Annotated in this window: 10 protein-coding genes; 5 read left to right on the forward strand and 5 right to left on the reverse strand. The window is 65.0% G+C overall.

All coding sequences use genetic code 11. The features are described from left to right. Positions 1–10 precede the first annotated feature (10 nt). Entirely contained in the window at positions 11–1,207 is a 1,197-nt protein-coding gene (locus FGU65_RS05160) for a PocR ligand-binding domain-containing protein (protein ID WP_301663356.1), read from the reverse strand. Between the two features lie 163 nt (positions 1,208–1,370). Here FGU65_RS05160 and FGU65_RS05165 point away from each other — a divergent pair, with 163 nt between their 5' ends. Then, complete coding sequence (locus FGU65_RS05165; protein ID WP_301663357.1) at positions 1,371–3,107, forward strand: ABC-ATPase domain-containing protein; 1,737 nt, start codon at positions 1,371–1,373, stop codon at positions 3,105–3,107. A gap of 18 nt (positions 3,108–3,125) precedes the next feature. Here FGU65_RS05165 and FGU65_RS05170 read toward each other — a convergent pair whose 3' ends face one another. Beyond that, the gene (locus FGU65_RS05170) at positions 3,126–3,839 is read right to left on the reverse strand and encodes an Hsp20/alpha crystallin family protein (protein WP_301663358.1); all 714 of its coding nucleotides are present in this window, start codon (positions 3,837–3,839) and stop codon (positions 3,126–3,128) included. 711 nt (positions 3,840–4,550) lie between these two features. On the opposite strand from FGU65_RS05170, the gene FGU65_RS05175 reads away from it, so the two are divergent. Beyond that, entirely contained in the window at positions 4,551–4,856 is a 306-nt protein-coding gene (locus FGU65_RS05175) for a DUF2769 domain-containing protein (RefSeq protein ID WP_301663359.1), read from the forward strand. Between the two features lie 391 nt (positions 4,857–5,247). Here the strand turns inward: FGU65_RS05175 and FGU65_RS05180 are convergent, their stop codons facing one another. Then, positions 5,248–5,526: a DUF1294 domain-containing protein gene (locus FGU65_RS05180; protein WP_301663360.1), complete on the reverse strand. Its 279-nt coding sequence runs from the start codon at positions 5,524–5,526 to the stop codon at positions 5,248–5,250. An 82-nt stretch (positions 5,527–5,608) separates the two neighbouring features. Then, entirely contained in the window at positions 5,609–6,229 is a 621-nt protein-coding gene (locus FGU65_RS05185; protein WP_301663361.1) for an MJ0548 connectase family domain-containing protein, read from the reverse strand. A gap of 146 nt (positions 6,230–6,375) precedes the next feature. On the opposite strand from FGU65_RS05185, the gene FGU65_RS05190 reads away from it, so the two are divergent. Next, positions 6,376–8,565, forward strand: coding sequence for a DUF4396 domain-containing protein (locus tag FGU65_RS05190; RefSeq protein ID WP_301663362.1), 2,190 nt, complete (start codon positions 6,376–6,378; stop codon positions 8,563–8,565). Continuing rightward, a complete protein-coding gene (locus FGU65_RS05195; protein ID WP_301663363.1) occupies positions 8,565–9,779 on the forward strand; it encodes a hypothetical protein in 1,215 nt (404 codons plus the stop codon). The genes FGU65_RS05190 and FGU65_RS05195 overlap by 1 nt, the downstream gene beginning before the upstream one ends. A gap of 17 nt (positions 9,780–9,796) precedes the next feature. Here FGU65_RS05195 and FGU65_RS05200 read toward each other — a convergent pair whose 3' ends face one another. Beyond that, positions 9,797–10,660, reverse strand: coding sequence for a cupin domain-containing protein (locus FGU65_RS05200; protein ID WP_301663364.1), 864 nt, complete (start codon positions 10,658–10,660; stop codon positions 9,797–9,799). A gap of 110 nt (positions 10,661–10,770) precedes the next feature. Here FGU65_RS05200 and FGU65_RS05205 point away from each other — a divergent pair, with 110 nt between their 5' ends. Continuing rightward, positions 10,771–12,873, forward strand: a complete 2,103-nt coding sequence (locus FGU65_RS05205; protein ID WP_301663365.1) for a SpoIIE family protein phosphatase — start codon at positions 10,771–10,773, stop codon at positions 12,871–12,873. The last annotated feature ends 41 nt before the right edge of the window (positions 12,874–12,914 follow it).

Below are 12,914 nucleotides of genomic sequence, written 5' to 3' on the forward strand. Positions count from 1 at the left end.
TCCAGGATCCTTACAGTAACTCGTGCCGCTGGAGGAACGTCCGGATCTTCCGTGACTCGATCCAGCCCCGGTCGAGTTCTTTGATGCAGTCGTTGATCCGCGTGACCTGATCGTGGATCGTCTCCATGACCCGCTCCTCGCCGCTGAGGTCCGCCATGCCCAGGATCACCTGGAGCGGCTGGCGGATGTGATCGGCGAGGACGGCAATCTGCTCGATGTTCCGCTCGATCTGTTCGAATGCCTGAATGCGGATGCGCTCTGCCTGTTTCCTCTCGGTGATGTCGCGGACGATGCAGAGGACTTCCCGATCGTTCAGCGCCAGGAGACGCGCCTCGAACTGCCGGAGTCCCGACGGCACCGCAAGTTGGTACTCGATGTACTGGAGCTCTTCGGTCGCAAGAGCCCGTTCGATCGCTTTTAGGATGGCGTCGACGGCTTCGGGAGCAAATCCGGCGTCACGAATGGTCTTCCCGATGATCTCATCGGCAGGCAGGGCAAGGAGCTGCAGATCGGGCACCTGGAAGTCCCGGTACTCTCCGTCACGGGAGAGGACAAACATCATGTCCGGGATGGCGCCGAGGAGCACGGCGTTTCTGTGCTCTGCCTCCCGGATCTTCTCCTCAACCTGCCGCCGCTCCTCCATCTCGTAGTGCAGCCGTTCGTTCGCCTCCTGCAGCGCCGCGTTTGTGTCCCTGACGTTCTTCGTGGTGAGCGCCATATCGCTGAAGAGATGTGCAAGGCGGGAGAAGAAGTCCATCATCTTCAGCACGTACTCTTTCGAGAGGATCGGAACTTTTCCGAGCGCCTCGAGATAGGCGTCCGTATCAAAGCCGAACTCTTCGGCCTGCCTGACAAAGAAGTCGCGGTCGGGAGGCTCGAGGAGGAACTGCCCGGTGACGAAATACCCGATCCTCTCGCCCCGGATGGTGATGGGAACGGACACCGATACAAGACCGTTCCTGCACCGGTAGAGTGCGTAGCCCTCTTTGGTGTCGGGCTGCATGCCCGGAACCGTCTCGCTCTTCAGGCACCTCGCCGCGGTCCCGGGGTGCGTCCGGTGAAATCGGGCACAGATCTCCTGCCATCCGGTTTCAATAAGGATTGCACCTTCCCGGTCGAGGACGGCTGTGGGGGCGCCCGTCAGGTCGGTAAAACTCCTGCAGAGAGCCTCGAGATCGCCGATGTCTACCAGGTCGGATATATTCATGATACCGCCTCCCGTCACCCACGCTCCCGGACGTGCTGGAGGATCATACGCCAGGTATCGGATAATGATAACTCATACTTTTTGAATCCTTGCTGTGCTCCCGCGTACGATCCCCCTGCTCCCGGGAAAGGCTCTTCTCTGCCCTGCGTCCATACGTTCAGATATGACGGCAGAGGAGCGAACCCAACCCGCCGGCGACCTCTCAAGCACGCTCCGGCGGATCGATGGCAGGGGATACGGGGCGTACCGGGACTGCAGGGGAGCGTATGCCTTTCCCGGGTATACGCTCACCATCAACCACGTCCAGGCCGACCCGTTCGCGGCGCCGAGCCGGGTGCGGGTACGGGTTCCTGCCGGGACGGCAGGCTATCCCTCCTCCTGCACCCGGACGAAAGGGCGGCGGATAGCTCTTGCCGACCATCTTGCCCGGAGGTTCGCGGCGGCGGTTGACGCCCGCCCCCGGAGGCAGCGGGGCAGCGGCAAGAGTGGCTCTATTGCCATCGCCCGGCCGGGCCGGGAGATCCTGGAGCGCTCATCGGTGGTCGTGGCGGCCGACGGCGCCGTCGAGGCCCGGTTCACCGTCGGTCTTCCCGCCCGCGGGAGGACCGTGCTCGGCAGGGAGGCGGAGAGGCTCTTTTTTGAGGACGTTCCGGAGATCGTACGCGCATCGCTCCCGTACGCGGCCGTCGACGCAGAAGACCTTGCCCGGCATATCCGGACAAACGAGGACGCCGACCACCTCCGCTCCTCGCTCGACGCCCTCGGCCTCGTCGGGTTCGTCGCCGACGGGGCGATTCTGCCGCGGGCGAGCGGGGTGGACGATCGGCCCCTGGAGCGGGAGCGGGCGGTTCCCTTCGCCTCACCCCCCTCGTTGCGGGTCTCCGTCGACCTCCCGCACCGGGGAACGCTCACCGGGATGGGTGTCCCGAAGGGGATCACCCTGATCGTCGGCGGCGGATTCCACGGAAAATCCACGCTGCTTGCGGCGCTCGAACGCGGCGTCTACAATCACGTCCCCGGCGACGGGCGTGAGTTCGTGGTCACGGATGCGTCGGCCGTCAAGATCCGGGCGGAAGACGGGCGGAGGGTCGAGAACGTCGACATCTCCCCGTTCATCACGGATCTCCCCGGCCGGCCGGACACCCGGTCGTTCTCGACCGAGAACGCCAGCGGGAGCACGTCGCAGGCGGCGAACATCGTCGAGGCGCTGGAGGTGGGTGCGTCGGTTCTCCTGATCGACGAGGACACCGCGGCGACCAATATGATGATCCGCGACCGCCGGATGCAGGAGCTCGTCGCCGGCGGGAACGAGCCGATCACGCCGTTCATCGATCGCGCCCGCCCGCTCTTCCATGACGCTCATGTATCGAGCGTGCTGGTGATCGGGGGCTCCGGCGATTACTTCGAGATCGCCGACACGGTGATCCGCCTGAAGGAGTACCTGCCCGAGGACGTCACCGCAGAGGCGCGGGATATCGCCGCCCGGTATGCCACCGGGCGGCTGACGGAGGGGGACGGGAATTTTCGTCAGGTCCGGCAGCGCATACCCCATGCCCGGAGTATCGACGCACGGAAAGGAAAGTATGAGGCGAAAGTTTCGGCCGTCGGCACCCGGGCGATCCGCTTCGGCCTCCATGAGATAGACCTCTCGGCGGTCGCCCAGATCGTCGACCCGGCACAGACCGCAGCGATCGGGCGGGCGATCCTCCTTGCCCGCAGTTCCATGGATCGCGAGCGGACGCTCCGGGAGGTGGTTGCGGCCGTCATGGATGCAATAACCGCCGGCGGTCTGGACGTTCTCTCGCCGTATCCGTCCGGTGACTACGCCGCCTTCCGCCCCCAGGAACTTGCTGCGGCGATCAGCCGGCTGCGCTCGCTCTCCGCCGGTCAGGCGCCGTGACGGTTCTGCCGGGTCCCGCTATCCGAGCTTCCTCTTTGCTTCTGCGCGCTCCTCCTCTTTCTGCTGCCGCAGCTCTGCAGCCGTTCTCCGCTCTTCCGGGCTTCCCCGCTGCTCCAGCTCGACGTCCCGGGCCTCCTCCTCTAGCTTCTCGCTGCTCAGATAGCCCGAAGGCTCGATCTTCTCCCGTGCTTCTCTGAGTTCCTCCTCCTTCTGCTGCCGCAGTCTCGCAGCGTTCCTCTCCGCTTCTGCGGCAGACCCGGGCACCCGGGTATCCGGCTCTTCAGCAACCGCGATCTCTCTTCCCCGTGCCTCGGGAGTCTTCGGGAGACGTACCTCCAGCACACCGTTTTTGAAGGTGGCCTGTGCACCCTGTTCGGTGACCTCCGCAGGCAGCGATACGTCCCGTGAAACTGCTCCGACCGTCCGCTCCCGCATATAGTAGCCTTCCCGCTCTGTTTCTGTCGCCGCCTCGCGCTGGATCGCGATCCGCAGCGTCATTGGGTCAAGGAGACGGAGCGAGACGTCCTGCCGCTCGACGCCGGGGCAGTCGGCGGCGATCACGACCTCGCCGGGATGCTCGCTGACATCGACCAGCATCCCGGCGCCAGGGAGCATGGCGGTGCCCGGCGCTTCTCTGAGGCCTGCCAGCATCTCACCAAACTGTCGCCGCATCTCGGCAATCATCTCATCGAATTCACTCCACATCCCATACGGGGATCCTCTTCGTGCCATCTTTCGTACCCTCCTCTCTGTCGTTGTGCAGGTCTCCCAGTGCCGCCGCTGTCATATAAATATTCTGCGCAGGCCGTGCAGTTCCGGCAGATACGCTGCCGCGGGTCTATCGCCGCACGCATAGGCGGCGACCCTCATGCAAACTTTTAACTGTCGGTGCCGGGGGAGATCCCCATACGCGCTACCGTAGCCTCTGGGTGCGCTGAATTCCTGCTGCGATCGGCGGGGTCCAGGCAATTGATGAGATCCCATCTCTTGCTCCGGATGACCGCAATCCGGGGTATTCGGGGGCATGGACTTTCCCCTGGGTATCGCCATGACTGCCCCCGCCCCTTGAGGGGTAGTGCCCTCCGAAACAACTGATGATACCTTTGTTGAGATCGCATCCGGGTGTTCCCGATTGATTGCAACCCGGGGCACGGCTTTCCATTGGGTATCGCCATGACTGCCCCCGCCCCTGGGGGCGGGGGAGGAGGCCGGAGGCCGGGCGAGGTGGGGGGGTGAGGTGTGCGGATCTTCGCGGGAGACAGGGGAGGGGGAGATTCCGCCCCCCCCTGGCGAGAGCCACCACGGTCCACGGCACGGGGAGACGCCCGGGAAAAAGGTCGTCCCCGGCACCAGCCCGGTCAGGGGAAGGACGCGGGAGACGCGCAAATCCCCGTATCTCAGGGTAGCGCTAATGGGGTAGACCCCTCTTTCGGTGATGACCGGATGGGAACATTTGAGGAGACGATGAAGAGGATGCAGCAGATGTCACCGGAAGAACGTGCGAAATTTCTCGAAGACGAGGGAAAGAAGTGCATCTGCGGACAGTGTCCGACATACAACGAGTGTGCAAAGAACGCCCATGAGGGTTTCTTCTGTGCATGGGGGAAGAGCTTTGTCTGCATCGGATCGGAGGAGAAGAAGTGTATCTGTCCGGACTGCCCGGTGATGCAGGACTGGGGGATGCAGCACATCTACCACTGCACCCGCGGCGAAGAGCGGGCACAGTGGTTTGGCCGGTCTCTCCGATGATGAGGTGAACCGGTTCGGCAGAACCGGTTTTCACTCCTCTTTTCGTGCCGCGGCCAGGTTTTTTGCCGGATCCGTGCCCTGGTGGATAGGAGACGGATCCCGGGAATACGTTTCCCCCCGGCGTGGTGGAGGGTGCCTGCCGCCATGAGAAAGTTTTATATCTATGGATGCGCATTCAGGCATGCGGAGGGGGTCTGTGTCCGAACCGTGCACCTTTGGGATATGCGAGTTCTTCATTCCTGAGCGTGGCCGTTGCGACCTTGCCGACCTGCCCATTGATATCCTGTTCGCTTGTCCCCGAAGCCTCCGGGCGCATGAAAGCGTTTGCCATCACCTCTACCGCCCCCTCTCCGCAGAACCGGATCCCTGAACGTCTCTTCTGCCTCCCGGGCTACACCAGGGAGACCAGTATCCAGAGGATCACTGCGGTGTGCATCACGGCAAAGACCGGTACGAGCACAAACTTCGTCTTCCGCGTTTTATGCCGGAAGCGGCGCATCGCCGCGTATGCTCCAAACGGCCCGAAGAGGGCGGAGAGCAGGAGCGTGGTCTCCGGGGTTCTCCATGCATTGCCCTCTGCCTTCCTCTTGTCGCGTGCGAAGAGGAGATACGCACCTGCGTTGAGAAGAGCGTAGATGATCAGAAAGAATGGTAGGTATGCTGCGGTCACTCGTCACCGTTCCGTTGCTTTTTGTTCTGAATACGGATCCGCTCTGCCTGCGTATCTCTCTTGCCCTTGCCGGGCGAGGGCGTCACCCGCTGCAGGACCCGCTCTCCTCTCCGCGTCCGGCCGCTGCGCGCGCAGCATCTTTTTCCAGGACGGTAACGACGTCTTTTCTGTGCGGTGTCTGCACCAGGAGATACTCATTGCTCACCGATGCGGTCGTCCTCGCGGCCGTCTGCATGGTGAAGACGATCGTCCGCACCGCCTCTGCCATACCGCCGCCTTTCCAGGCTTCCCGGATACACCGGTTGGCGATCTCTTTTGCCACGGCATTCCCGAGAACGGTGAAGGTGCTCCCGGTCCCTTTCGAGACGAGGGTCATGCTGTCCCCTTCGAAGTCGGCGATGGCGTAGTTCCCCTGCGAGGCGTAGAGCCTCCGCTTCCGGACGATGCCTGCCTCGGTCTCGCCGACCTCGCCGACGAGGATCCCGTCACGCTCTGCGACCTTGGTCTTCGTGTCCCTGACATGGACGCCGATGCCGATCTCAGCTGCCCGGCGCCGCAGTGCATCGTCGGTGACGATCCGTCCGTCGTAGAGCTCCGCCTCGAGCGCCTCCCGGCAGGAGGCATCTCCGAGGAAGAGTATCTCCCGCATATCCCCTGCCATGACCGCGCCCTGCGAACCGATGAATGCAATCACGAGACTCATTGCTGTGTTGTTCCTCTCCTGCCCGCCGCCCGGCGGTGGGTACAAGGTATGTTCCCGGTCAGGTATACATGCTGCCCTCCAGCCTCTTTTTATAGGATGGACTTTACAACCGGCGTAGCATCTACGGGCACGGTGAGGTACTGCAGATGGTTGAACGACTTGATTTTCCATCCCCCGATGCCGCCCGGCAGTTCGCCGCCCGTGCCGGGGCGGCCGGATGGCAGGTGGCCTTCCCCGGCGAGAGCGCCGTCCGGATCTTCACCCGGCGGATGGCCGTGGCGACCCTCGCCGGGATTGCGCTCGGCGCCGCTCTTCTCGGGTTCATCGGGTGGCTCGCGGATACGGGACTTCTTGGTTTTGACCGGCTCGAGCCGCTCTTCGCCGCCCCGTATGGCACGGTCACCGTCCTCGCCGCCACCGTCGGCGCCTGCGTCGGTTGTCTCGCCGGCACCCTGGCGGCGCTCGAGCGGGTAGATCCGGCCGCACGAGGAACGGGATCCACTGTTCTCGTGAGCGGAAAGAAGGATCTATCGGAGATGCAGGCACTTGCCGCCGGCTACGGCGGGCGGGCTGTCGGTGAAGACGAACCTCCGGCCGGGAAGCGCCCTTCGCCGGTGCGGGACCCGGCGCGGATCACCCCGCTCCGGGGCGTCGCCTGGATCGGGATCATCATCGTCGCCGCGCTCATCCTCACCGGCACGTCGTACATCTGGATCCTCTCCGCCGCCTACGGCCCGGGGTCGGAGCAGGACAACCGGATCGGGTATACGCTCAAGAACGTCCAGCGGATCCCGGGCGACACCCCGCAGGAGGCCGGAGCGTCGATGGCGGAGATCCTGGCAGCGCCGACGATGCCCGCCCCCGCCGACCCGGTTGCCGCCGCCGTCCTCGCACCTCTTGCGGCGTCGCGGGGAGAGACGCTCGTCTACGGCGGCGCGGCAGGTGCGGCCGATATCGACGCGCTTGCCGGAGAGGCCTTCGCCGAACTCTCCGAGAGCCGCGACGTCGTCGTCGTCTCCCGGCAGGAGCCCGCGTACGCCATGCCCGGCGCCTATGCCGCAGCGCAGTTCGGTGCGCCGGTCGTCCCCGTCGGCAGCGACGGCTCGCTTCCGCAGAGTATCCGCGCCGCCCTCGCCGACGGAACGGAGCGGCGGTTCTCCGTCGCCGCCCCGGCACGCCTCGTCCCGGAGACGGCGCTCGACGGCCTCCGGGAGTACGGCGGCGTCACCCGCGTCGCGGACGAAAACATCTACCTCCACGCCCTCACCTGGGCGCGGAGCCGATGGGGGAACTTTGGCTGGGGGATGAACGAGGCCTTCGAGGACGACGGCTACTACTACTACGCGATGGCGAACCCGGCCGATCCCGGCTTTGCCGCCGCCGGGCTGCCGATGGCCTACCTGGGCAACTACGGCCCGCTCCTCTACACGCCGCATGACGACCTCGACCCCCTCACCGACCAGTACCTCTGGCGCGTCTCTCCCGACTTCTTTGTCGCGCCCTCCGACGGGCCGTTCATGAACGTCCGGGTGCTCGGCGGGCCGGCGAGCGTCAGCTACGCGGCGCAGGCGCGTGCCGATCTTGCGCTCGAGACCCACGAGTACTGGAACCAGGCGACCGGTGCAAGCGGCCTCGCCCTCATCGGCTGGTCCTGGTTCTTCATCGGGCTTTTTGGGGCGATATGGACACTCTTCGTCATACCCGCCCGCATTCCCGAGACCGGGTTCTACCCGCGGCTCTACTGGCCGCTCGCCGTCCTGATGCTCGGGCCCGCAGGCCTCACCGCTTTCTTCATGGTCTACTCCGGAAGCCTCGTCGACCGGTCGGGCGCGATGCCGCGGTTCGTCCGCCCGTCCTGGTCGCTTGCGCTCTCCGCGACGATCATGGGCATCTCGGTCGGGATGGCGCTGATGATCGGGGTGATGTACGCCGTGCAGCTCGTGTTCGGGATGCCGCTCACCACCGCCTTCGAGTACACCTGGTGGTATTGGCTCGGTGCGCCGATGTCGACGGTGATGTGGGTCGTGATGGTCGTCCCGGCGATCGTTCTCTCGACGCTCCTCTACATGGGGCCGATGCTGGCCGAGATGCACGGCGCCGGATACTGGCGGGGTGTCCGCCTCGCCGCGCCGGTCGTCGTCGTCTCGATGCTCGCGGCATCGGCCGGGATGTGGTCGATCTCCTGGTACCTGATGGCCTGGCAGGACCAGATGGCGAGTGAGGATCTCTGGCTCTGGATCGTCCCGCTCTGGACAGCTGTGGTGGCCGGGCTTCTGGCGGCCTATGTCCCGAACTACCTTATGGTCAGGGCCGGGTGGAAGGAAGGTGGTATGTGATGGATGCGCGACCGCTCACCACGTTTATCGCCATCGTCGTCGTAACGCTCGTCTTCCTCGGGCTCATCATCGTCACGTGGTCGTCCTTCGGCGACCCGTTCACGGCGAGCACGCTCAAAAGCCGGGAGAACCTCGAGATGACCGGCACGATGGCCCGGCTCTCGGGGAACGATCCTCTGCAGACGGCGGTCGCCTACTCGCAGACGATCTACGCCGCCGCCCAGGACAAGGACCGGCCCGGCGCGGTGGTGCTCGTCCGCGACGACGACCCGGCGACGGCGATCGCCACGACCCGGCTCCAGCACTTCCCGGTGAACGCCCCGATGCTCTTTGTGACCGGGAACGGCACCCGGGTTCCCGAGGTGACGATGCGTGAGCTCGAACGGCTCGACCCGGAGGGTGTGATGATGGACAACAACGTGCAGGTCTACCTGGCAGGAAACATCAGCGAGGATATCGCGATGCAGATCCGTGACCGGCTCGGCTACACCGTCCGCCGGCTCTACGCCGACGATCCGGTCACCTACACCGAAGTCCTCGACGAGTTCCTGGCCGTGATGGAGTCAAACCACCCCGACATCGTCTTGGTCGCATCGACGGAGGCGCTCGAGTACGCCTACCCGGCCGCGAACTGGAACGCCCACATGGGCAGGGGGTTCGCCTTTGTCACGCCGGAGGGCGTGCCGGACGAGACTAAGAGGATCCTCGAGCGGAGCTGGCCGAACTACCCCTACATCTACGTCTTCGCCCCTGAGTCGATCGTCGGGCAGGACGTCATGGCGGAGTTCTCCCGCTACGGGCACGTCCAGCGGATACCCGGCGAGACGCCGCAGGAGATGGCCGTTCGCTGGGCGGGCTACAAGGACTCTGGCCTCAAAGTGACCTGGTGGGTGAGCTTCCGGCCGCGGGCGGTCGGGTGGGGCTACGCCGAGCCCGGGCATAACATCCTCCTCGGCACCCCGGACGACTGGCGGGTCGTCGTGCCGAGCGGCGTCCTCTCGCATATGGGCAAGCACGCCTTCCTGATCCTCACCGGGCCGGACGGCACGCTGCCGGACGTCGCCCGGTCGTACCTCGAGGTCTTAAAACCGACCCGCACCTATCCGAATCAGCAGGTCTTCAACTACGGCTGGGTGCTCGGGCAGGAGGTGCCGGACAGGGCGATGCAGGAGGTGAGCGAGCTCCTCTCCGTTGCGAACGCCTCGCCGGAGTGAAAAAAGGGAGAGGGCCGTCACTCCCAGAGGGCGGTCTTCTCTTCCGTCCATACCGGGTCCACGAAACTTACGAGCATCGTTGCCGACTCTGCAATGTTCCGGGTCTCCTTCATCACACCCGGCGGAACAAACGCGCCGCTCCCGGCAGGAACACGCAGTCTCTCCCCGTCGGGTGTGGCGATCGCAACCTCGCCGCTGATGACGTAGATGAAGTCCGACGAGCCGTTGAGCCGGTCGTACGCGACGTATCCGCCGGGGAGGAGTTCTCCATACGCGACGCTGTAGTTGATCGCTATCCCGCGCTTCGGCATCAGCACCGGATTTGCGAGCGTATAGACGGTTCCACCCGTCCCGGCGTCCCAGGGAATTCCGTCATCGGGGCCGGCGACGACCACCGGCGTTCCGTTCGTCACGGTATCGATCGCGGCGAGCCCATCCCCCGAGACCTCGATTGCATCGGTGAAGGGCGGTTCGATCACGGTGAGGTAGGCAAGATCGGTATCTCCGGCCGCGGCTATCGACTGCAGCACGCTTTCCGGCAGGAGCACGACCTCGCCCTTGCGGACGGTCACGGTCTCGTTGTCGCAGGAGATCTCGGCCGTTCCGCTGAGAACGTAGACGAGTTCCGTCGTCCCGATCAACCGGTGCGGGAGTGTTGCGTTGCCCGGCGGAATGGTGACGAGCCCCATGCTGTAGTTTGCGCAGATATCCGGTGTTGCATCGCCGATGAGCTCGCTGTACGTCGCCTGGCCGCCGAATATGGGGATGGCGTCTGCCGGGGCGACCGGCCGGATCTGCTCCTCTGCCTGGGACGGGGCCGCGGTGAGGCATCCGGCGGCAAAGAGCATGCAGGCGAAGAGAAGGAGGACGATTCTGTGCATGATCAGTCATTCTGCAACGGACGAGATAAACCCGATCGCCGGGTAACTGACGTCTCGTGCGGCGATCCGATCAGGAATCTATACATGCCGACCGTGCGAACGAGTATGTGATGAGCCCGGGCGATGGGAAGCGCCGCAGCATCGGCCGTTCCGTCGGAACAAAGATATTTCTCGCTTTTTTAGCCCTCTCCACCGCAGCTCTCCTCCTGGCCGGCTTCCTCGCGTTCGCGGAGACGGAGGATATAAGCAGCTACGCCCTCCGGCAGAACGCCGAACTTGCCGACCAGGCGGTCGAGAGCACGGCTGCGCTCGAAGAGGATGCCGAGGAGTCGCTCCTCATGCTCGCAGAGGACCAGGCCTCGATCAGCACTATCGTCTTTGAGCAGGTGAGCGGCGACGTCGGTACCATGGCTGAGTACGCCGGCGAGGTCATGCACGATCCGGTGCCCGCTTCGACGGCGCCGGGTGTGGCGCCGCTCCTCTACACGGCGCCCGTTGCCGCCGTCACGGACGACGAACGCAGCGCCGTACTCCGGATGGAGAGCATCCTTCGCCCCGTCGGCGACGTCGACAGCCGCCTCTCCAGCGTCTATGTCGGAACCGAATCCGGTATGGCTCTGATCTATCCCCGGCCGGACGGTCTCAACGCTTCGTTCGATCCCCGCACCCGCGGCTGGTTCGTTCAGGCGCTGGCGACGGGGAATACGACCTGGTCGGAGCCCTACGTCGACGTCGGCGGGCACGGCCTGACGATAGCCTGTTCACAGCCGGTCACGGATGCCGGGCGGGGCTGGGTCTGGGTCGTCGGCGCGGACGTCACCATCGAGACCATCAATCAGCAGATCATCGGCACGCAGGTGGGCGACCGGGGGTATGCCCTGCTGGTCGATCGGCAGGGCAACGTCGTCAGCAGACCGGGTCTTGCGGCCGGAGATGCGCGGTGGGACGAGTCGTTCGTCACCGAGAACCTCCTTGCAAGCGGCAACCCCGATATCGTCGCGGTCGCGGAGAAGATGATAGCCGGGGAGACGGGCGTCGCCCGGGTCATGTTTGCGGACGGTGAACGGTTCGTCGCATACGCCCCGGTGGAGAGTGTGGGCTGGAGCGTCGGGGTGGTGATGCCGGTCGAGGAGGTCCTCGCCCCGGTGCTGGCGACGGAAGAGAGCATCCTGCAGGCGTCGGAGGAGACCGCCGCCCATATCACCGCCGAGCAGCAGCACATGCAGGTCATCTTCCTCGGGCTGTTCCTCGTCCTCCTGGCGGTGGTCGGCGTCCTCACGCTCCTCGTCGTCCGGCACCTCACCCGGCCGCTTGAAGAACTGCAGAAGGGGTCGGAGGCCATCGGGCAGGGCGACCTCGACTACCGGGTTGAGATCGCGACCGGCGACGAGTTCGAGGACCTCGCACGCTCGTTCAACCGGATGGCCGCCGATCTTGCCGCCCACATCGACGAGCTCCGGCAGAAAACCGCGGAAAACGAGCGGATAGGAAAGGAGCTCGAGATAGCGAAGGAGATCCAGCAGAGCATCCTGCCCGAGGCCGCACCGGTGCTCCCGGGGATCGACCTTGTGGGGTACAACCTCCCGGCGATGGAGGTCGGCGGAGACTTCTACGACTACATCCCCCTCGGGGGCGACCGGTGGGGTGTCGCGATCGCCGATGTCTCCGGGAAGGGTGTCCCGGCAGCCCTCTTCATGGCGCTCTCCCGCACCTTCCTCCGGGCGAGTGCCCTCCGCAGCCCCGACCCTGCCGCATCGGTCAGCGACGCAAACCGCGCCATCGCCCTGGACGCAAAGACCAGCATGTTCGTCACCCTCTTCTACGCCGTCCTGGACGCCCGCGAAAAGACCTTCACCTACGTGAATGCGGGTCACAATCCGCCGCTCCTCTTCAGGCCCGGGGCGAGCCGGGCCGCTCTTCTCGAGGGCAGGGGGATTGCGCTCGGGATCCTCGACGAGATCGATCCCGAGGTCGTCCGCGTCGGGCTCGGACCCGGCGATATGCTGGTGCTCTACACCGACGGCGTGACCGAGGCGACGAACGAGGGCGATGAGGAGTATGGTATCGAGAGGCTCGAGGCCTTCGTCTCGGGACTGCCGAAGGGGCTTCCGGCGAGGGAGGTGATCGCCGCGGTTGCAGAGGACGTGGCCGCCTTCGCCGGGACTGCACCCCAGTTCGACGACATCACGCTGGTGGTGCTGAAGGTGGCGTGACGGACGGCGATAGATTTAGTACGCAGGACGGGCACTCCCTG

The sequence above is a fragment of the Methanoculleus frigidifontis genome, from assembly GCF_030464345.1.
GTDB classification, from domain to species: Archaea; Halobacteriota; Methanomicrobia; order Methanomicrobiales; family Methanoculleaceae; genus Methanoculleus_A; species Methanoculleus_A frigidifontis.